The following is a 21,223-nucleotide window of genomic DNA, read 5'->3' as shown; positions in this document are numbered from 1 at the left end:
GGCCGTAGAGGCGGCCTCGGGAGAGGCAGGAGCCTATTCCTGCGCCGTGGAAGTGACCTTCTTGCACTTCTCGATGTACTCTTCGGCGTGCTTTCTTTCCTTGGAATCAGGATATTCGTTGATGAAACCGTAGCACTCGTCCTCGGCATCCTGGAAGCGTTCCAGCTTTCGGGCCTCGATGCTTTGCTGGGCCAACTCGTACTTGCTCTTCATGATGAGCACGGCAAAGTCCTCGCGCTTGGAGGTGTAGGGATAGTCTTTCAGGGCGTTCTGGGCCGTCACGATGCAGGCTTCATAGTTGTTTCCGCCGCTGAAACAGTTGCCGAAGTAGGACCCGAGGTCGTAGTAGAGCCGGGCAGAGAGCAGTTCTTTCTCCACCAACTTGTCCTGCAGGGCGAAGAGTCGCTGCTGCGCCAGCTCCTTCATACGGGCGTCCGGATAGATGTCCAGATACTCCTGAAAGGCCGAGATGGCCCTCACCGTCTCACTTTGGTCGAGCCGGGGCTCGGGCGTGCTCATGTAGAGGCTCTGCCCCACGTAGTAGGAGGCCTGCTCGGCATAGACGCCACGCGGATAGGTCTTCACGTAACGCTTGAAAGCCTCGGCCGCCGTCTCGTAGTCGCGACTGCAATATTCGGCCATGGCCAGCATGTAGAGGCTCTCCTCTGCATCGGGCGTTCCTTTCTCCTGAACGATGAGTTCCTGAAGCAAAGTGGTGGCGCGGGTGTACTTGCCCTGGGCAAAACACTCCTTGGCATACTCGTATTTGTAACGCCAGTCCTGGGATTTGTACACCTGGTTGAACTCCTTGGCACAACTGGTGCAAAGGAGAAGGGCGGATAAAGCAACGGTTACGGTTTTCTTCATATCCTGTCTTTTGACGTGCAAAATTACGCATATTTCTTTGATTTGCAAAGGTGGCATCGTTATTTTTAGTGAAAAAAGGGACGCGAAAACAGTTTTTTCGTAATTTTGCATTCCCATGGATTTCAAGCTGACTTCTAAATACAAGCCCACCGGCGACCAGCCCCAGGCCATCGCCCAACTGGCCGAAGGCGTGCGCCGCGGCGACCCGGCGCAGGTGCTGCTCGGCGTGACGGGCTCGGGCAAGACGTTCACCGTGGCCAACGTAATAGCCCAGGCGGGCATGCCCACACTGGTGCTGAGCCACAATAAAACGCTCGCCGCCCAGCTCTACGAGGAGATGAAGGGCTTCTTTCCCGACAATGCGGTGGACTATTATGTGTCTTATTACGACTATTATCAGCCGGAGGCCTACCTGCCCACCACCGATACCTACATAGAAAAAGACCTTGCCATCAACGAGGAAATCGACAAACTGCGGCTCGCCGCCGTGAGCGACCTGCTGTCGGGACGCAGGGATGTGATCGTGGTCTCGTCGGTATCGTGCATCTATGGCATGGGCGGGCCGGTGGCCATGCAGGAGAGCATCATTCCCATCAGGCGCGGACAGCGGCTCGACCGCAACGATTTCCTGCGGCGGCTAGTCAATGCTTTGTACGTGCGCAACGACATAGAGCTGCAGCGCGGCAACTTCTCGGTGAAGGGAGATACGGTCAATATCGCCATGGCCTACAGCGACTACGTGCTGCGGGTGACGTGGTGGGACGACGAGATAGACAGCATCGAGGAGGTGGATGCCCTCTCGATGCACACGCTGCAACGCTTTGACGAGTATCAGATTTACCCCGCCAACCTCTTCGTCACCAGCAAGGAACAGACTGAAAGTGCCATCCGCCACATCCAGGACGACCTGGTGACGCAGGTCGATCACTTCGTCGAACTGGGCGATAACATCAAGGCACAGCGCATCAAGGAGCGCGTGGAGTACGACATGGAGATGATTAAGGAGCTGGGACACTGCTCGGGCATCGAGAACTACTCGCGCTATTTCGACGGCCGCGAGCCCGGCCAGCGGCCCTATTGCCTGCTCGACTTCTTCCCGAAAGACTATCTCATGGTCATCGACGAAAGCCATGTGAGCGTGCCGCAAATCGGTGCCATGTACGGCGGCGACCGGGCACGCAAGCAGAATCTCGTGGAGTACGGCTTCCGGCTGCCCGCCACTTTCGACAACCGGCCGCTGCGCTTCGAGGAGTTCCACGACCTGCTTCATCAGGTGATCTACGTCTCGGCCACGCCGGCCAACTACGAATTGCAGGAATCTGAGGGCGTGGTAGTGGAACAACTCATCCGTCCTACAGGGCTGCTCGACCCAGAGATCGAGATACGTCCGTCCGAAAATCAGATAGACGATTTGCTCGACGAGATCGTGACACGAAGCCGTAAAGGCGAGCGTGTGCTCGTCACCACGCTCACCAAGCGCATGGCCGAGGAGCTCACGGAATACCTGCTCAACCACGACGTGAGGGCCAACTACATCCACAGCGACATCGCCACGCTGGACCGTGTAAAGATTATGAACGACCTGCGCGCCGGTCTCTACGACGTGCTCGTGGGCGTGAACCTGCTGCGCGAGGGCCTCGATCTGCCCGAGGTGTCGCTCGTAGCCATCCTCGATGCCGACAAGGAGGGGTTCCTGCGAAGCCACCGCAGTCTGACGCAGACGGCCGGACGGGCCGCCCGCAACGTGAACGGCAAGGTCATTATGTACGCCGACACCGTCACCGAGAGCATGCAGCGCACCATCGACGAGACGGCCCGACGGCGCAGCATCCAGCTGAAATACAACGAAGAGCACGGCATCACGCCCCGCCAGATCGTGAAGGACATCAAGGGAATGCTGCCCACCAGCCAGGGCGCGGACTACGAACGGCCCGAACGCCGACAGGCTCAGCAGGTGTATCTGGAGCCCGACAGCGCCGCCTTTGCCGCCGACCCGATTGTGAAACGCATGACGCGGCCCGAACTGGAAAAGAGCATTGCCGACACGAAGGCCCTCATGGAGCAGGCCGCCCGCGACCTCGACTTCATCCAGGCCGCCCAGTACCGCGACGAGATTCTGCGCTTGCAGGCCCAGCTGGAACTCAAGTAACCCGCGCCCTTAACGGCCGAACCCACGACCGACAAGCCGCAGCGGCACAGCCAATAACAAAAGTTAAAATGCGGGCCAACCGTCGTTTATACCACGGAAATTCGTAATTTTGCTAACCGTTAAACCAGAAATACAGGCAATGAAAAGGATCATTATCGCCCTCCTGGCATGCCTCCCGATGACAGGCATGGCACAGAATACGTGGGAAGTTCCACAAGAAGATACCCGGCAGACGCAATCCCAGCAGAAGAAAAAGGCCCTCTTCGAGACCCACAAGAAGGTCGAAGACCCGAAATATCTGGCCGGAGCCGTGCCCGAAGTGGACGGACGCATCGTCTTTACCCTCGACAAAGACGTGCCGGGCATGGGTGCAGACGAGATTTATCAGAAGACTTTCGACGCCCTCCAGGCCCTTGTCAAGGAGCCCGACCAGTTTCCCACGAGCAAGATTGCCGCGGTGAACAAGGACGAACACACCATTGCCGCCCGCTTCAAAGAGTGGCTGGTGTTCCAGAATACCTTTCTCTCGCTCGACCGTACCGTCTTTCTTTACACCCTGATTGTCAAGGCAACCGACGGCCATCTCAAGGTGACCATGGAGCGTCTGGGCTACCAATACGAGAAAGAGCGCGAGGACACCAACGGCGGTCTCGACACCAAGGCCGAGGAATGGATCAGCGATCAGGTGGCGTTGAACAAGAAAAAGGACAAGCTCAACAAGTTCTGCGCCAAGTTCAGACGCAAGACAATAGACCGCAAGGACCATCTTTTCGACTACCTCTGCAAGGCCGTCGGCGTGGCTTACTGACATGGAAAACGAAAATTCTTACCTCCAACGTCGCCGCCGCAACGCGGACGACGCACCACGCGACCCCTTTATCCGACTGCGCAACTGGCTCAACCTCGTCTTCATGCTGGGGGCCGTCGTGGGCGTGGCGCTCTATTTTTTCAGCGACCACACAGTCGGCACGATCGTTATTCTGGCGGCCATGGTCTTCAAGATTGTGGAGTGCGCCCTACGCTTTTTGCACTAAATGAAGAAAATCCTCCTTTTGTTCCTCCTCCTCCCGACCGTGTTTCCTGCCCTGGCGCAGCTGGAAACCCGAGACGGGGGGTATAACCAGATAGACGAAAACGGGACGCTCACCACTCCGAACCAGCGGCGCAACAACGCCGACTCACTGGGCTCGGACAAAGAGATTCCCAAGGGACTGCACATGTGGACCGTGGACAGGCGCTTCGGCGACCGGCAAGCGGCACCCCTCGACACGCTGTCGCACATGTTCATGAACACCATCTTCACCTCCGGGCTACGCGGTGAATACAACACCACGGGCAACCTCGGCGCACCCCGCCAGGCCCGCATCCTCATAGACCGACGGGAGAACGACCGCCAGTTTATCTTCACCAACCCCTACGATTTCTTCATCGTCGCACCCGATTCGTTCCGCTTCACCAATACGTTGTCGCCTTTCACCAACATCAGTTACAACACTTGCGGCGACCGCACCAACGGCGAAGACCACTTCACGGCCAAGTTCGGCGTGAACGCGGGAAGGCGCATCGGCGCGGGCTTCAAGTTCGATTATCTCTACGGCCGCGGCTATTACAGCAACCAATCCACGTCTCATTTCAACTACACCATGTACGGATCGTACATCGGCGACCGGTATCAGGCACACCTGTTGCTCTCGACCAACCACCAGAAAGTGACGGAGAACGGCGGCATTTCCGACGACAACTACATCACCCATCCCGAGTCGTTCAACGAAAATTTCCAGACCTCGGAGATCCCAACCATGCTCTCTTCCAACTGGAACCGCAACGACAACCAGCACGTCTTCCTCACGCAACGCTACAGTCTGGGCTTCACCCGCAAGGTGCGCATGACGCAGGAGGAGATCGACGCCCGCAAGTTCGCCATGGCCTCACAGCAGGAGTCGGCCGACCGCCAGGCCCGCGACGAGGCCGCCAAGACCGCCCGCAAGCAGGGCCGCAAGCCGAGCACGCAGGACCTCAAGGCCCCCGCCACCTTTGCCGGACGGCCCGACGGAGCACGCATTGCCGAGGGCCCTGCCCACCCCGACTCGGCCACCGTCGGCCCGACAGCCGGCCAACGCATCGCCGTTGACAGCAAAGCCACGGCCGACAGCCTGCTTTCCGCCGCGAAAAAAGCGGCAGAAGACACCGCCTGGCTCAAGACGGAATACGTGCCGGTAACGAGCTTTATCCACACCGCCGAACTCAACAGCTACCGCCGTATCTACGAGGCTTATGCCACCCCCGCCAACTATTATCTGGACAAATTCACCGTGCAGGAGAAGCTGCCGGGCGATTCCATCTACGACCAGACGCGCCACTGGAGCCTGCGCAACACCTTTGCCGTGTCACTGCTCGAGGGCTTCAACAAGTGGGCCAAGGCCGGACTCAAGGGCTTCCTCACCCACGAGCTGCGCCATTTCACGCTGCCCGACGCCACCGGCGACCGCTCGTGGAATGAGAATGCCGTCAGTGTGGGCGGACAATTGGGCAAGACAGCGGGCCGCACCGTACACTACCACGCCCTCGCCGAGTTCGGCATTGCCGGCATCAACGCCGGCGAGCTGCACCTCGACGGCGGGGCCGACCTGAACTTCCCGCTGCTCGGCGACACCATGACGCTGGCCGCCACGGGATTCTACCACCGCGAGAAGCCCGGCTTCTACTACCGCCACTACCAGAGCCGCCACTACTGGTGGGACAACGACGGCCTCTCCATGACCGACCACCTGCGCCTGCAGGGCATCCTGCGCTACCGCAAGACGCGTACCACGCTGCGCGTGGCCGTCGACGAACTGCGGAACCATGCCTACTTCGCCGCCACCTATACCACGAGCAGCAGTGGCCGGCTCTACAATGCGCTCGCCGTGAAACAGAAGAGCGGCGCCATCAGTCTGCTCACCGCCGAGCTGGCGCAGGACCTCACTTTCGGCCCGCTCAACTGGGAGAGCGTGGTGACTTTCCAGAAGTCGACCGACGACGACGTGCTGCCCGCACCCACCATCAACGTCTACACCAACCTTTATTTGCGCTTCAAGATAGCCCGCGTGCTGAAGTGTGACTTCGGTGGTGACGCCCGCTACTTCACGTCGTACACCGCCCCCGAGTATGTGCCCGGCATCGGTCAGTACGCCCTACAAGGCAACGAGAGCAAGGTCAAGGTGGGCAATTATCCCATCGTGAACGTCTATGCCAACTTCCACTTGCAGCACACGCGCTTCTTCGTCATGATGAGTCATGCCAATGCGGGCAGCGGCAAGAAGAACTATTTCCTGGCTCCCCACTACCCGCTCAACGGCAGCACCATCCGCTTCGGCCTGAGCTGGAACTTCTACAACTGATACGAAAAAGCCCCCCGGCCATAATGGCCAAGGGGCGCAAGCCGGCACTCCCACAGGGAGCCGCCGGCCATCATGCGCCGTGGCGTGGGGGCATCGGGCCGTCCCACGCCACAGTTTGTTCAATGCTGGCGGCGCGCCATGCGGCGGAAAGCCTGCCGATGGAACTTTTCCTCAGCCTTGATGATGCGCAGCACGGTGCCCGCCGGCAGCACCTTGCAGAACCGGGCATGGTATTGTTGCTGCAACTTCTTGATTTGCAGGTCTATCTCGTCGCACGCGCGGATGGCCTCAAGACTGGCTTTGTCGTCGCGTGTGTCGGTATGCCGGTACTGCCGCATCTTGCCAAACAGCACGCGTTGCTTCTGCTGCATCTCCTTGTAGACCGGAAAAAAAACGGCCGCCTCCTGCGGCGACAGCCCGGCCTCGGTGGTGACAAACTGTTCAAGGTCGGCCTCAAACTGCCGCGGGTCGAACTTCGGGCCCTCCTGGGCAACCGCCGGAAGCATGACCGCCACGACGGCCCAGACCATCAATATTCTCTTCCAAATCATAGACTACACGGGGTTTAGGGGTTTCAATCAGTATCGACCATATACTTGTACAGGTCTTCGGTGTCGAGCATGGCATAGTCGGCCATGGCGTCCATAGCCGAGTAGGAGGCCTGTGCCGGGGCCTCGGGCGCGGCGCTGCCTTGGGCGGAGGGCTTGCCCCCGCCGCCATGCAGGTAGACTTCGAGGCTGAACACGGCCACGCACACGCTGGCCGCAGCCACCACGGCCGGGTGCAGCCGCCGCCACAGGGTGGGTCGCAGGGCTGCCGTGCGGGCCCGCCGCCCGCCGCCCACAACGGTTTCGGGAGTCGCAGCGGCCTGTTCCGGCGCGGTGTCGGCCCCCTCGGGCAGCTGCCGCATCACCCGCGAGGGCAGGTCGTCAAAATAGCCCGAAGGCACCCGGAAAGGCGTCTGCCGGCCCAGCATTTCGGTCAAGCGTTTTTCTTCTCTGTCCATATTGGCTTGTCTCCTTTTGTCCTTTTGACGTTCGGCGCTTGGGAAAGTTTAATCCCGCGCGCCCGAATTTTCCGATCGCCACCCCGCGGGCGTCAGCCGTGGCCCTCGAGATAGGCCGTGATTTTCTTCACGGCCAAGTGGTAGCTGGCCTTGAGCGCCCCCTCGCTGGTGCCGAGCAGACGGCTCATCTCCGCATATTTCATCTCGTCGAAATAGCGCAGGTTGAACACCGTGCGCTGCACGTCGGGCAGCGTGGCCACGGCCTCCTGGAGGCGTGCCTGGGTCTCGTCGCCGTCGAACCACTCGTCGGCCAGCAGCTGTGCGGCCACCGTCTCGTCGGCATCGGCGCTCACCTGCTGCACCACGCGCCGGTGGCGCAGGAAGTCGAGCGACTCGTTCACGGCGATGCGGTAGAGCCAAGTGGAGAGCCGCGAGCGGTTCTCGAAGGTGTCGAGCCGGCTCCACGCCTTGAGCAGCGTGTTCTGCAGCACGTCGTCGGCATCGTCGTGCGAGAGCACCATGCGGCGAATCTTCCAGTAGAGCGGCTCGCCATAGCGGGCCACGAGGGCCTCGAAGCCCTGTCGCCGCCGGCCGGGGTCGGCCAGCATCCGGATGATTTGCTGTTCGTCGGTCTCGCTCACGTTGCGGGTCGGGGTGGGATTAGAGATAGTTTTTCAGAATGTCGTAGATCACGCGGTCGTAGCCATACACGTCGGCAAAGGCCTCGATGCGGCCGTCGGGGTCGGGGTAGAGCGTGAAGTAATAGAGGAATATCGGCACGGCGGGCTCCACTTTGACCGTGCCCACCAGCCTGCGGCGGTCGAGTGTGTCGCTCACGGTCTGCATCTCAGGCGTGAGCTCGCTGCGTCGCTTGCCCAGCGGCGACACGTCGGCCGCCATCGAATAGCGTATGCGGTCGATGAGTTGCTCGTCCTTGCGGGCCAGCATGAACACGGCCAGGTCCAGCGGTCGCTCCACGCGCACGCAGCCATGGCTCACGCCGCGGTCGGTCTGCGCAAACACATTGCGCGACGAAGTGTCGTGCAGGAAGATGGAAAGGCCGTTGTCGAAACGGAAGATGATGCGGCCCAGGGCGTTGCCCTCGCCGCCCTCCTGTATCACCAAGTAGTCGCCGTCGAGCAGCATTCCGCGGGTGACGAGCCCCGGCTCCACCACGCGCCCCGTGCTGCGCTGGCGCACAAAGTAGCGGTGACGGCGGAAGTAGCCCGTGTCGCCGGCATGCGGCAGGATGCTCTTGCGCACGATGCTGCGCGGCATCACCCACTGGGGATTGATGTCCATGCGCTGCACGCGGCTGGCCATGACCGGCGTTTTGGTGGCCATGGTGCCCGAGGCCACGCGCATGGTCATCGTCTCGTCGCCGTCTACGGCAAGCAGATGGTACGAGGGAATGTTCACCAGCACGTATTTGCGGTGGGCCTGGGGCCGGTCGGCCAGCCGCCATCGGCACCGCTCCATGTTCACCAGCAGCCGCACGCGGTCGGGCGCCGGGGCGGGGCCGCTGTCCAGCCGGGCCCGCAGCCGGTGGTAGAATGCGTCCTGCGGCTCGGCCTCCGCAAGGAAAGGGCCCACGCTGTCAGTCCCTGCCTTGTGCAGGGCCTCGCGGAAGAAGGCACGCGTGGCGTGGCGCATCTTCAGATCGAAGAGCGTGCGGTAGGTCGGGTGCACGGAGTCGCTGTCGTGCACGTCGAGCCGGTTGAAGACGTAGGTAGGGTTTACAAAGCCGAACTGCTGTCCGGCGGCATAGCGCAGGTAGGCTTTCGTGAGGTTGTATTCCAGCCGGGCCATCACCCGGTTGATGCGGTTGTCGCCGTCGTCGAAGCGCAGCTCGCGGGCCCGTTTCAGGTCGGCCTCGATCTGGGGCAGGCGGAAGCGGCGGCGGCTGAACCCCATGCGCGCCACGCCCTGCAGGTGGGCCACCGCGCTGTCGGCCCTGCTGTCGAGCCCCTTGCGGTCTATCCACACCAAGGGACTGCGGCCGGCATAGTAGGCACGCGTGCGCTGGTCGGCCGCCATCGAGTCGCGGTCGGCGGCAGCCAGACGGTCTATTTCTTCACGGATGCGGTGGGAGTTGAGCCGGTAGGCCGGGGCCGACAGCGTGGCAAAGTCGGCCAGCGACAGGTTGCGGTTGGGGTTGGGCTCCTTGTCATGGCACGACTGCAACAGCCCCACCACGAGCAACAGGAGCACCCACGAGCATGGGTACTTCAAAGCGGCAACGCCAATCGGCTCATCGAATGGAAATCTTTCTCACCACCTTGCCCACCTTGACGATGTAGCAGCCCTTGGGCAGGTTGAGCGGATAGCTCTTTTCCGAGCTGTCCACCTTGACGTTCATCACGCACAATCCCGTCACATTGTAGATGGAAAGCGTCTGTCCTGCAGCTCCCGACACGTGGAGCACCGACTCGCTCGACACCGAAATGACCACTGAAGGCAGGTCGTTCTCGATGATTTCCACGGCGGGAGCGGCCGTCGTCCGCAGCGGCACGGCGGCGGCGAGCAGGGTTAGCAAGAGGGTGAAAAATATCTTTTTGCACATACGCGTTTGCTTTTGGATCCACTTGCAAAGATAGCAGATTGCGGTGAAAATCTCCCGATTGCCCCCTCCTTTCTTCGCTCGGTTAAGAATATTTAACGTGCGCTACACAATACTTTCAGCCCCCGCCCTGTCGGGTGTCGGTTGTCAACTCGGCGGCATGGCCCGGTGCGATTCCCGCCGCGGCGCGCTTGCCGCCCGCGAAGTGCGTGGGCGTGCAGATTCGTCCATGCCGCAGCGGCGTTGCGAACACGCCGCCGGCACCCCGCGAACACGCCGCAAACGCCCCACGAACACGCCGCAAACGCCCCACGAACACGCCGCAAACGCGACGCGAAAACGCCGTCATCGCAGGGCGAAGACGGCGTAAAGAAAATGCGGGCGGCCGAAAGACGGAACAAAAGGCCGGCCCTACACGCTGACCACCAGCCCCTCATTGGCCAGCAACGTGTTGGGGAAGACGGCCTGGGCCTCGCGCAGCAGCAGCGTCTCGTCGTCGTAGCGTGCGCTGAAATGGCCCAAGAGGAGCCGCCCCACGTGGGCGTCGCGGGCCACGGTGGCCGCCTGAACCGACGTGGAATGGTGGTAGAGGCGGGCGCGGTCGGCGTGGGCCGCGTCGTAGGTGGACTCGTGATAGAGCAGATTCACGCCCTCGACGGCCTCGTGCAACGTGGGCATGTAGCGCGTGTCGCTGCAATAGGCATAGGCCCGGGGCGGGGCGGCGGGCAGCGTGAGCCGGTCGTGGGGGATGAAAAGACCGTCGGGTGTGGTCCAGCCGGCCCCGTTCTTGATGTTGTTGATTTGGCTCAGGGGAATCTCGAAGCAGTCGATCATGTCGCGGCGGATGTGGGGCAGCGTGGGCTTCTCGCGGAAGAGGTAGCCGCAACAGGCGATGCGGTGGCGCAGGGGAACGGACTCCACGGTAAGGCTGCGGTCGTCGTAGACCACCTGCTGCCGCGTGGTGGCGACGGCATGGAACTCCACCGTGAACTCGAGCCCCGTGCAGAACTGCCTCAACACCGCGTCGAGCATGGGCCCCAAGGCGGCCGGGCCGTAGACGTGGAGCGGGGCCGTGCGCCCCAGCATGCCGAAGGTGGAGATGAGGCCGGGCAGCCCGAAGCAGTGGTCGCCGTGCAGATGGGAAATGAAGATGGCCTGTATCTTGGTGAAGCCCACGTGCGACCGCCGCAGCTGCATCTGCGTGCCCTCGCCGCAATCGACCATGAAGAACTTGCCGCGCAGCTCCACCACCTGGGCGGAGGCGTAGTGCTTCAGCGTGGGCAGCGCACTGCCGCAGCCCAGAATATGTATTTTGAATGGTTCCATAAGCCGTGAAGCGCGCCCCGACGACGGGGCCGCCGCTTATTTCTGACGCTTGTAGACGAAGATGCCTTCGCGGTTTTCCAGATAGAGCGAGTCGCTGCCCAGATGGCCGATGTTGAACGTGTCGCGGTTGAGCAGCAGCTGGCCGTTGAGGATTTTCCAGCTGGTCCAGGGGTTGCGCTCGGCCTTGACGCTCGACTTGACCACGCCGCCCTCGAGGATTTCAAAGTTCTTGTCCAGGCTGGTCCACTTGCCCAGCAGCGTGGTGAGGTTGATGACGCGGCGCGCCGTGGGGTCGCCGTCGACGGCTTGGCCCTCGATAACGGCCAGCCTGTCGCCCACGAGCAGCCCGCCCTGCACGTCCTGCCGCCCGTCTTCGTCCTCGCCCAGCACGTAGCGGAGCGTGTCGCCGGCGTCGGTAATGAGCTCGAGCGTGTGCATGGCCGTGCCCTCGCCGCACACGCCGTAGACGGTGGAGTCGGCCGCGGTGTCGGCCAGGAGGGTGCTGTCGGCCCCGCCGCGGTCGCCGCGCGACGGCGTGTTGCGGCAGCCGGCCACCACAAAAGCCAGGGCCAGCAGGGCCAAGGCGCAGATAGTTACCTGTTTCATCGTTGCATGTATTTAGGGGTTTGTCTTCATTTTTCCTGCGCCTTGGCTTCGTTCCAGAGCGCGTCCATCTCGCCGAGCGTCAGTTCGCTGAGGGCCTTGCCCGCAGCCTTGGCCTGGCGTTCGATGTAGCCAAAGCGCGAGATGAACTTGCGGTTGGTCGACTCCAGCGCGTTGTCGGGGTTCAGCCGGTAGAGGCGCGCGGCATTGATGACGCTGAAGAGGAAGTCGCCCAGCTCGTGGGTGGAACGCTCGCGGTCGCCGCGCCGCAGCTCGGCCTCGAGCTCGCCCAGCTCCTCGCGCACCTTGTCCCACACGTCTTCTTTCTGTTGCCAGTCGAATCCCACGTTGCGGGCCTTGTCCTGTATGCGGTAGGCCTTGATGAGAGCGGGCAGTGCAGCGGGCACGCCGCTGAGCACACTCTTGTTGCCGTCGCGCTCGCGCTGCTTGATTTGTTCCCACGTTTGCTCCACCTCGCCGGCCGTGCCGGGCTTGTCGCCAAGGGTTTCGCCGTCGGCCTTGTAGACCACCTGGCCCTGCGCGTTCATCGTCATGGCGGGGTTGTCCACGGCGAACGGGGCGTTGTCGATGCCCCAGTCGCCCTCGCTGCGGCTCCAGTCGATGAAAGGATGGCGGAACATCAGCTTGTCGGCCTCCCGGTTGCACACGTCGGCCATGTCGTAGGCCCCGGCCTCGGCACCTATCATGGCGTAGAACACCACGTGCTCCATCACGTCGCCCAGCTCTTTCATCACCTCGCGGAGGTCGCCGTGCTGCAGGGCGTCGGCCAGCTCGAACACCTCCTCGATGGTGTTGGGGCGCAGGCTCGCCATGGTTTGTTTGCGGTCCCAGGGGCACTCGCGGCGCAGACGGTACTGCACGTCGAGCAGCCGGCCAAAGGCGGCCAGCATCTCAGCCCGGCTGTGCCGGGCTTGGGGTTTGCCGGATTGTTGCATCATCTTTTTGATGCAAAGTTACGGGTTTTCGGGGATAAATTCGTAATTTTGCGGTGTTTTTGTGGGCCGACAAGGCCGTTTTCGCCCGCATGCGAAAGCGCCGATGCGGCCTCGGCAAGGATAAATATACGAAAAGACAACCAACATACATGGAATTAGCAAGCAAGTACGACCCCAAAGAGGTGGAGTCGAAATGGTACGAGTATTGGCTCGACAACAAGCTCTTCAGTTCTAAACCCGACGGGCGCGAGCCCTACACGGTGGTGATTCCGCCACCCAACGTGACTGGTGTGCTCCACATGGGCCACATGCTGAACAACACCATTCAGGACATTCTGGTGCGCCACGCCCGCATGGAGGGCAAGAATGCGTGCTGGGTTCCCGGCACCGACCACGCCTCGATAGCCACCGAAGCTAAGGTGGTGGCCCGTCTGGCCGAGCAGGGCATCAAGAAAACCGACCTGACACGAGAGCAGTTTCTCGAGCATGCCTGGGACTGGACGCGCGAGCACGGAGGCATCATCCTGAAGCAGCTGCGCAGGCTGGGCTGCTCGTGCGACTGGGACCGCACGGCCTTCACCATGGACGAGACCCGCTCGGAGGGCGTCATCAAGGTGTTCGTGGACCTGTACAACAAGGGCTATATCTACCGCGGCGTGCGCATGGTGAACTGGGATCCGCAGGCACAGACGGCACTCTCGGACGAGGAGGTGGTGTACAAGGACGAGCATTCCAAGCTGTACTACCTGAAATACTACGTGGCACCCGAGGACCAGGCCTCGGTGGAGCGCAGGGATGAGGGCAACGTGATGCACCGCGACGGCCGCGGATACTATGCCGTGGTGGCCACCACACGCCCTGAAACCATCATGGGCGACACGGCGATGTGCATCAATCCCGACGACGTGAAGAACACTTGGCTGCGCGGCAAGCACGTGGTGGTGCCCCGCGTGGGCCGCGTGATTCCCGTCATCGAGGACTCGTATGTGGACGTGGAGTTCGGCACGGGTTGCCTGAAAGTGACTCCCGCGCACGACGTGAACGACCACGCGCTGGGCCTCAAGCACGGCTTGCAGACCATAGACATCTTCAACGACAACGGCACGATGGCCGAGGCCGCGGGCATGTACGTGGGTCAAGACCGCATGGACGTGCGTCGGCAGATCGCCCTCGACCTGGAGGCCGAGGGACTGATGGAGCGTGTTGAGGACTACGACAACAAGGTGGGCTTCTCCGAGCGCACCAACGTGCCCATCGAACCGAAGCTCTCCACGCAGTGGTTTCTCAAGATGCGGCACTTCGCCGACATTGCGCTGGCCCCTGTTATGGACGACGACATCGAGTTCTATCCCAAGAAATACAAGAACACCTACCGCCACTGGCTGGAGAATATCAAGGACTGGTGCATCTCGCGCCAGCTGTGGTGGGGACACCGCATCCCGGCCTACTACTTCAAAGACGCCGAGGGAAAGAATGCCTGCGTGGTGGCCGAGACGGCCGACAAGGCCCTGGCCGAGGCACGCCGGCAGAACCCGGCCCTCACGGCCGACGGCCTGGAGCAGGAGAGCGACTGCCTGGACACGTGGTTCTCGTCGTGGCTTTGGCCCATCTCCGTCTTCGACGGCGTGAACCATCCCGACAATGAGGAGATACGGTATTACTATCCCACGTCGGACCTGGTGACGGGCCCGGACATCATTTTCTTCTGGGTGGCCCGCATGATTATGGCCGGATACGAGTACCGCGGCACGTTCCCCTTCAAGCATGTGTACTTTACGGGCATCGTGCGCGACAAGCTGGGACGCAAGATGAGCAAGAGTCTGGGCAACTCGCCAGACCCTCTTCAGCTCATCGAGAAGTTCGGCGCCGACGGCGTGCGCATGGGCATGATGCTCTCGGCACCGGCCGGCAACGACATTCTCTTCGATGAGAGCCTGTGCGAGCAGGGCCGCAACTTCAACAACAAGATATGGAATGCTTTCCGCCTGGTGCAGGGATGGCAGACGGCAGACGCCGCGCAGCCCGAGGAAAACCGCCTCGCCGTGGCCTGGTTCGAGGCCAAGCTCAAGGAGGTGAACGCCCAGATGGACGAGCAGTTCAAGGGCTACCGCATCTCCGAGGCCCTGATGACGGTGTACCGACTGTTCTGGGACGAGTTCTCAAGCTGGTATCTGGAGATAGTGAAGCCCGAGTACGGCAAGCCCATCGACCGCCTGACCTACGACGCTACGCTGCGTTTCTTCGACGACTTGCTCAAGATGCTGCATCCGTTCATGCCGTTCATCACCGAGGAACTGTGGCAGCACATCCTCGACCGCAAGCCGGGCGAGAGCATCATGAAGGCCACGCTGCAGATGGGCGCACCCACCGAAGCCGAGCTGAAACTCCTGGCCGACGTAGAGCAGGTGAAGCAGGTGGTGTCGGGGGTGCGCATGGTTCGCAACCAGAAGAACATCGCCCCGAAAGAGCAGCTCGACCTGCTGGCCATCGGCAGCAACCGCTTCGGGGCCTACGGCAGCGTGATGACGAAGATGGCCAACCTGAAGACCGTCGAGACCGTGGCCGAGAAACCGGCCGATGCCAGCGCCTTCATGGTGGGCACCGACGAGTTTGCCGTGCCCGTGGGCGACCTCATCGACGTGGCCGCCGAGATAGAGAAGCAAGAGAAAGAACTGCAGCACCTCGAGGGATTCCTGGCCGGCATCCGCAAGAAACTGGCCAACGAGAACTTCGTGGCCCACGCCCCCGAGGCCGTGGTGGCCCGCGAACGCAAGAAGCAAAGCGATTCCGAGGAGAAGATTGCCGCGCTGAAAGAGTCGCTGGCTGCGCTGAAAAACAAGTAAACCATGAAGAAATCGTTCCTGGGCCTCGTCGTGTTGGTGCTCTCTCTGGTCGGCGCACAGCTGTTCTCGGCGTGCGACAACAAGGAGGCGCCCTCCGTGAACGACATCAACAAACAGACCATTCTGGTCTTCATGCCCTGGTCGGGTACGGAGTCCAGCAGCGGCCTCTATCCGGTTTTCCGGCAAAACCTCGACAGCATCGAGGGGGCCATCCTGAAGGCCAAGCGGCTGCAGGGACGGCTGATGGTGTTTATCAGCACGGCGGCCAGGCAGTCTGAGCTCTACGAGGTGGGCTACACGGGCGGCAAAATCGTGCACACACCCATCAAGACCTACGCGGGCAACGACTACACCACGGCGGCCGGCATCACGCAAATACTCAACGACGTGAAGGCCAACGCCCCCGCACTGAACTACGCCATGATGGTGGGCTGCCACGGATGCGGCTGGACCTACAAGGCCGATTGGGAGAACTATCCCTTCCAGGCCAAGCGCAACGTGCTGGTTCCCGGGCAGAAACAGGAGGCCGCCGCCGGGGCCAAGGGCATGGGCGGGGGCGCGGTCTGGCCCACGACCCGGTTTTTCGGCAGCGTGGGCGACAAGGCCTACGGCATCGATGTGCCGACGCTGGCCGACGGCATCCGGGGAGCCGGACTGAAGATGCAGTACATTCTCTTCGACGACTGCTACATGGCCAACGTCGAGACAGCCTACGAACTGCGCCAGGCCACCAACTATCTCATCGCCTCCACCTCGGAGGTGCTGGCCCTGGGAGTTCCTTATCAGACCATGTGGAGCGCACTGGCCTCGGCCACGCCCAACTATAAGACGGCCGTTTCGGCGTTCCACACGTTCTACTCGACCTACGCCTATCCCTACGGCGCCCTGTCGGCCATCGACTGCCGCAAGGTGGACGGCCTGGCCGCCATGATGCGGCAGATCAACCAACGCTATGCGCTGGCCGACTCACTGGCAGACAGCCTACAAGTGCTCGACGGCTTCAATACGCCCCTGTTCTACGACTTGGGCGACTATGCAGACCATCTTTGCCCGAACACCACCCTGCTGAGCGACTTCCATTCGCGACTCGACGAGGTGGTGAAAGCCAAGGCCGCCACAGATACGCTCTACTCGTACCTCTATGCAGCCCCCTTATATATAAAGGTGAAAAGCTACTCGGGACTCACCGTCTCCGACCCCAGCCGCCATCCGGTGGCCCTGAAAGGCAGGGAGAAAACCGGGTGGTGGAAAGCCACGCACTAAGGCAAGGGGCATAAAAACAAGGCCGGGCGGCCATGTTTGCGGCCGCCCGGTTGAAAAGAAAGTGGGCGGCAAGTGTTGTGAACACTTGCCGCCCGCCGTTGTTTATTCGTAGTCATCAATGACGTTGTTGGTGAAATCCATCATCGGCTTGCCTGTCTTGAGTATCTTTACCATCTCTTTCGGCCATGCCTCGCCGTCGAAAAAGTCGTCGGGCACCACGTGCCACGCACAGTAATCTTTCATTTTCAGATAGTGCAGATGCTCGTAATCGCTGGGGAAATCCCTGGGAGCCTTCTTCAGTCGGGCTATGCCAAAGCCTTTGGGGGCGGCGTGGTCGTCGCTCCATTCGGAGTCGTTGGCATAGCCGAAAGCCTTGATAAACTGGCCGTTCTCCACGCACTTGAGCCACTCGCCAATGTTTCCCATGATCTCATTGCGCATGGCAGTGAGGATGTTGGTAGGCAGCCAGTGGGCGCCAACAGCCAGCAAACACTGGCCCGGCTGCACGTGGAGGTAGTAGCCTGCGTGCAGACTCTTCTTGCCTTTGGCCGAGATATAGGCGCCGAAGTGGCGCTTGTAGGGCGACTTGTCGGGCGAGAACCGCGTGTCGCGATAGAAGCGATAGGTGCAGTCCTTGGCCGTGAGGTGCCCCACGGAGGGGTCGAAGGCGGCAATGGCAGCGATGGCTTTGTCCACGCCGGCGTCGAACGAGTCGCGGGCCGCCTGGTATTCGGACTTGTGTTCCTGGAACCAAGGGCGGTTGTTGTTGGCCGCCACGTCCTGCAGGAACTTCATGATGCGTTGGGTTTCCATGGGTCTATTCGAGTTTACTCCCCTCCAGCCGCTTGGGGCACACGGTGTCGAACGGGCACTCCCCGCACTTGGGCCGCGCACTCTGGCACACATATCGGCCGTGGAGCAGCAGCCAGTGGTGGGCCGAAGGAATGTCGGCGGCCGGAATGTCGCGCATGAGATGCTGCTCCACTTTGAGCGGCGTGTTGGCCGTGCGAGGCACCAGACCGAGTCGGTGCGACACACGATAGACGTGCGTGTCTACGGCCATCGTAGCCTTTCCAAACCATACAGCCTGCAGCACGTTGGCCGTCTTGCGTCCCACGCCCGGCAGTTTCACCAGTTCCTTGGGGTCGCTGGGCACCTCGCCGCCATAGTTGTTGACGAGCATGCGCGCCATCTCGACAAGGTGGCGCGACTTGGCATTGGGATAGCTCACGGAGTGAACGTACTCCAACACGTCCTCGGGCTCGGCCTGGGCCATGGCCCGCGCCGTGGGGTAGCGAGCGAAAAGGGCCGGCGTCACCTCGTTGATGCGCTTGTCGGTGCACTGTGCCGAGAGCAGCGTGGCACACAGCAGCTGGAACGCCGAGCCGAACTGCAGCTCTGTGCCTACGTCGGGCGCGTTCCTGCGGAAGTAGTCGAGGATGTACTGATACCTTTCTTTGCGGGTCATGACAGGCAGGCTTTCCGCTTCACCGGGGTGTTGCGGAGCGATGGAGTTACGGAGTTAAGACATTATTTGATGAGTTCGATGCTGCGCTTGAGGAACTTGTCGAGTGCCTCTCCCTTGAGCATTCCGTTCTGGAGCAGGGCCAGATCGATGAGCTGGTGCACGATGCGGTTGCCGGCAGCACAGTCGGAAAGTATCTGTTTTCGCTTGTCGCGCTGCTCGCTCACCGCCTTTTCGGTGTTCTGCACATCGTCTTTTTCTTCCTGCGTCAGCTCCTCGGGCTTCTTGCCGTCCTGGCTCTGATGCAGGGCGGCCAGGCGTGCCTGCAATCCCTTGAGCTCGCTGTCGACCGGCTTCAGAGCCTCTGCCGTGCCGGCGTTCACGTCGTCGAGCACCTGCTTGACCAGCGCATGATCGGCATTGAGCACCACGGTATAGCTGTCGGGCATCTGGCCATAGAAGCTCATTCCCGGCTGGAAATGGCTCATTTCCTTCATACGGCGCATGTACTCGCTTTGGGTAATGACAACGGGCATGCCCGTCTCTCCCAGCGACTCCACATCGACATTGAACATCGCCTTGTCCATTTTGGGCATCTGAGAGCTGAATACGGCTGACAGATTGTCACGGTCGGCCTCGGCCACGGCACCCTTTTTGGCATCGTCTTTCACGATGAGCCGGTCGATGATGTCGGCGTCCACGCGGGTGAACCGACTCTTCTCGAGCTTCTGTTCGAGCATGCTCACCATCGGCACATCGAGCTGGCCATCGAGCCAGAGCACGCTGTAGCCCTTGCTCTGGGCACTGGCCACGTAGGCGTACTGCTCTTCCTTGTTGGTGGCGTAGAGGTAAACGAGGTTGCCGTCCTTGTCGGTTTGCGCGTCCTTGATGAGGGTTTTGTACTCCTCGAAAGTGAAATGCTTGCCGTCCACGTCCTTGAACAGGGCGAAGTCCTTGGCGCGCTCGTAGAAGTCTTCCTGCGAGAGCATGCCGTAATTGATGAACAGACGCAGGTCGTCCCACTTCTTCTCGTAGTCCTGTCGGTCGGTTTTGAAGATCTGTTGCAGCCGGTCGGCCACCTTCTTGGTGATGTAGGTCGAGATCTTTTTCACGTTGGCATCGCTCTGCAGATAGCTGCGACTCACGTTCAACGGGATGTCGGGCGAGTCGATGACACCGTGGAGCAGCGTCAGGAAGTCGGGCACGATGCCCTCCACCTGGTCGGTGACGAACACCTGATTGCAGTAGAGCTGAATCTTGTTGCGCTGCAGTTCAAGATTGTTCTGCACGCGCGGGAAATAGAGAATGCCCGTGAGATGGAACGGGAAGTCCACGTTGAGGTGAATCCAGAACAGCGGCTCGTCCTGCATGGGATAGAGCGTGCGGTAGAAGTTCTTGTAGTCCTCGTCCTTCAGTGAAGCGGGCGCCTTGGTCCAGAGCGGCTCCACATGGTTGATGATGTTGTCCTCGTCGGTGTCCACTTGCTTGCCGTCTTTCCACTCGGTCTTCTTGCCGAAGGCCACGGGCACGGCCATGAACTTGCAGTATTTGTTGAGCAATGCCTCGATGCGGGCCTTATCGAGGAACTCCTTGCAGTCATCGGCGATGTGGAGCACGATGTCTGTACCGCGGTCGGTCTTGTCGGCATCCTCGATCGTGAACGAGGGCGAGCCGTCGCAACTCCAGCGCACGGGCTGTGCGTCCTCCCGGTAAGAGCGGGTGACAATGTCCACCCGGTCGGCCACCATGAAGCTGGAATAGAAGCCCAATCCGAAGTGACCGATGATGGCATTGGCCTCGTCCTTGTACTTGTCGAGGAAGTCGGTGACGCCCGAGAAGGCTATCTGATTGATGTATTTGTCGATTTCTTCGGCCGTCATGCCCAGTCCGTGGTCGCTGATGGTGAGCGTCTTGGCCTCCGGATCGAGGGCGATGCGGATGGTCTCGTCGCCCACTTCGCCCTTGAAGTCGCCCTTTTGGGCCAGGGTGCGCAGCTTCTGTGTGGCATCGACGGCATTGGAAACCATCTCGCGAAGAAAGATTTCATGGTCTGAGTAGAGGAACTTTTTGATGACGGGGAAGATGTTCTCCGTGGTAACCCCGATATTTCCTTTTTTCATCGTTAATGATTTATTGTATTCAGTTACATGGGCTGACTTTGCAAAAAATGTGCCAAGCCGCGGTCGCGTGCACGGCCGCCCCGCCCGCATTCAAAGTTTTTTTGAAGATTTACCGAATTCTTGACACGGCGCGTTGAAATAATCTTTATATTTGCAACATAGATTCATTTCAATAGGTTAAGGTTAGTTTTTTAAAAGGTTAAAAGGCCCCAATCCGAGTAGTGATACCGTGGATTGGGGTATTTGTTTGCCCCTTGCGGGCCGTGCAAACGGCCCTTCGGCCCGACATGACCGAAGAGCCATCCACACCGGAAAACTTAATCGTTCTTGAATCCCACGACACCCGTGAGCCCTGCGTCGAGGTAGAAGGTCTGGCGCAGGGTGTCGCCGCCCGCCACATAGCGCACGTGGATGAAGTGGAGTTTGGGCGTGGGCGCCACGTAGGCCGCATGGCCGTGGGCACGCAACTGCCCGGCGGCGGCGGCGCGGACGCGCATGACCTGCACCACGGAGTCGGTGACGAAGAACGTGGAGTCCATCTTCGACCACTCCAGCACCTCGGCGTCGGCCAGTCCCATGTCGCGCCCCATGAAGTCGCGGACCAGCCCACGCGCCTGGCGCGACTCGCCGCACCCCACGAGGAGCAGTGCGGCCAGGGCTGCTGCTGCAAACCATCGCATCATGG

Annotated in this window: 19 protein-coding genes; 6 read left to right on the top strand and 13 right to left on the bottom strand. The window is 61.0% G+C overall.

What is annotated here, in order from left to right; translation table 11 throughout:
* Positions 1–33: 33 nt before the first annotated feature.
* Positions 34–867, bottom strand: a complete 834-nt coding sequence (locus PREDE_RS11260) for an outer membrane protein assembly factor BamD (protein ID WP_044127150.1) — start codon at positions 865–867, stop codon at positions 34–36.
* A 115-nt stretch (positions 868–982) separates the two neighbouring features.
* On the opposite strand from PREDE_RS11260, the gene uvrB reads away from it, so the two are divergent.
* The 4 genes from uvrB to PREDE_RS11240 all read left to right on the top strand — a co-directional run bounded on the left by uvrB (position 983) and on the right by PREDE_RS11240 (position 6,396).
* Positions 983–3,016, top strand: coding sequence for an excinuclease ABC subunit UvrB (uvrB, locus tag PREDE_RS11255; protein WP_005847649.1), 2,034 nt, complete (start codon positions 983–985; stop codon positions 3,014–3,016).
* 139 nt (positions 3,017–3,155) lie between these two features.
* Positions 3,156–3,824, top strand: a complete 669-nt coding sequence (locus PREDE_RS11250; RefSeq protein ID WP_005847651.1) for a DUF4468 domain-containing protein — start codon at positions 3,156–3,158, stop codon at positions 3,822–3,824.
* A gap of 1 nt (position 3,825) precedes the next feature.
* Positions 3,826–4,050 carry a hypothetical protein gene (locus tag PREDE_RS11245; RefSeq protein ID WP_005847652.1) on the top strand — a complete coding sequence of 75 codons (225 nt, stop codon included), beginning with the start codon at positions 3,826–3,828 and terminating at the stop codon, positions 4,048–4,050.
* Complete coding sequence (locus PREDE_RS11240; protein ID WP_005847654.1) at positions 4,051–6,396, top strand: putative porin; 2,346 nt, start codon at positions 4,051–4,053, stop codon at positions 6,394–6,396. It begins immediately after the preceding gene.
* 119 nt (positions 6,397–6,515) lie between these two features.
* Here the strand turns inward: PREDE_RS11240 and PREDE_RS11235 are convergent, their stop codons facing one another.
* The 8 genes from PREDE_RS11235 to mazG form a co-directional block, all read right to left on the bottom strand.
* Positions 6,516–6,947, bottom strand: coding sequence for a hypothetical protein (locus tag PREDE_RS11235; protein WP_005847655.1), 432 nt, complete (start codon positions 6,945–6,947; stop codon positions 6,516–6,518).
* Between the two features lie 23 nt (positions 6,948–6,970).
* A complete protein-coding gene (locus tag PREDE_RS11230; protein ID WP_005847657.1) occupies positions 6,971–7,402 on the bottom strand; it encodes a hypothetical protein in 432 nt (143 codons plus the stop codon).
* Positions 7,403–7,494: 92 nt separating this feature from the next.
* Complete coding sequence (locus PREDE_RS11225; RefSeq protein ID WP_015310501.1) at positions 7,495–8,010, bottom strand: RNA polymerase sigma factor; 516 nt, start codon at positions 8,008–8,010, stop codon at positions 7,495–7,497.
* 52 nt (positions 8,011–8,062) lie between these two features.
* Positions 8,063–9,634, bottom strand: a complete 1,572-nt coding sequence (locus tag PREDE_RS11220) for a L,D-transpeptidase family protein (protein ID WP_015310500.1) — start codon at positions 9,632–9,634, stop codon at positions 8,063–8,065.
* A 19-nt stretch (positions 9,635–9,653) separates the two neighbouring features.
* The gene (locus PREDE_RS11215) at positions 9,654–9,965 is read right to left on the bottom strand and encodes a T9SS type A sorting domain-containing protein (RefSeq protein ID WP_005847662.1); all 312 of its coding nucleotides are present in this window, start codon (positions 9,963–9,965) and stop codon (positions 9,654–9,656) included.
* 408 nt (positions 9,966–10,373) lie between these two features.
* Positions 10,374–11,288 (bottom strand): ribonuclease Z, encoded by a 915-nt coding sequence (locus tag PREDE_RS11210; protein WP_005847663.1) that lies wholly within the window; start codon positions 11,286–11,288, stop codon positions 10,374–10,376.
* 36 nt (positions 11,289–11,324) lie between these two features.
* Positions 11,325–11,894, bottom strand: coding sequence for a lipocalin-like domain-containing protein (locus PREDE_RS11205; RefSeq protein WP_005847665.1), 570 nt, complete (start codon positions 11,892–11,894; stop codon positions 11,325–11,327).
* Between the two features lie 26 nt (positions 11,895–11,920).
* A complete protein-coding gene (gene mazG / locus PREDE_RS11200; protein WP_005847666.1) occupies positions 11,921–12,850 on the bottom strand; it encodes a nucleoside triphosphate pyrophosphohydrolase in 930 nt (309 codons plus the stop codon).
* 146 nt (positions 12,851–12,996) lie between these two features.
* Between mazG and PREDE_RS11195 the strand changes: the two genes are divergently transcribed.
* Together PREDE_RS11195 and PREDE_RS11190 are read left to right on the top strand one after the other, a co-directional pair.
* Positions 12,997–15,690, top strand: a complete 2,694-nt coding sequence (locus PREDE_RS11195) for a valine--tRNA ligase (protein WP_015310498.1) — start codon at positions 12,997–12,999, stop codon at positions 15,688–15,690.
* Between the two features lie 3 nt (positions 15,691–15,693).
* Complete coding sequence (locus PREDE_RS11190) at positions 15,694–16,953, top strand: clostripain-related cysteine peptidase (RefSeq protein WP_005847669.1); 1,260 nt, start codon at positions 15,694–15,696, stop codon at positions 16,951–16,953.
* A gap of 102 nt (positions 16,954–17,055) precedes the next feature.
* On the opposite strand, the gene PREDE_RS11185 is transcribed toward PREDE_RS11190, so the two are convergent.
* From PREDE_RS11185 to PREDE_RS11170, 4 genes are all read right to left on the bottom strand, one after another.
* A complete protein-coding gene (locus tag PREDE_RS11185; protein ID WP_005847670.1) occupies positions 17,056–17,766 on the bottom strand; it encodes a DUF2461 domain-containing protein in 711 nt (236 codons plus the stop codon).
* Between the two features lie 4 nt (positions 17,767–17,770).
* Positions 17,771–18,421 carry an endonuclease III gene (nth, locus tag PREDE_RS11180; RefSeq protein WP_005847672.1) on the bottom strand — a complete coding sequence of 217 codons (651 nt, stop codon included), beginning with the start codon at positions 18,419–18,421 and terminating at the stop codon, positions 17,771–17,773.
* Between the two features lie 62 nt (positions 18,422–18,483).
* Positions 18,484–20,538, bottom strand: coding sequence for a molecular chaperone HtpG (gene htpG / locus PREDE_RS11175; protein ID WP_005847674.1), 2,055 nt, complete (start codon positions 20,536–20,538; stop codon positions 18,484–18,486).
* Positions 20,539–20,855: 317 nt separating this feature from the next.
* Positions 20,856–21,221: a hypothetical protein gene (locus PREDE_RS11170; RefSeq protein ID WP_005847675.1), complete on the bottom strand. Its 366-nt coding sequence runs from the start codon at positions 21,219–21,221 to the stop codon at positions 20,856–20,858.
* Between the last annotated feature and the right edge of the window lie 2 nt (positions 21,222–21,223).

The sequence above is a fragment of the Prevotella dentalis DSM 3688 genome (assembly GCF_000242335.1).
Lineage (GTDB): Bacteria > Bacteroidota > Bacteroidia > Bacteroidales > Bacteroidaceae > Prevotella > Prevotella seregens.
The sequence above is the reverse complement of the archived record's forward strand: the minus strand, read 5'-3'. Positions and strand labels throughout refer to the sequence as shown.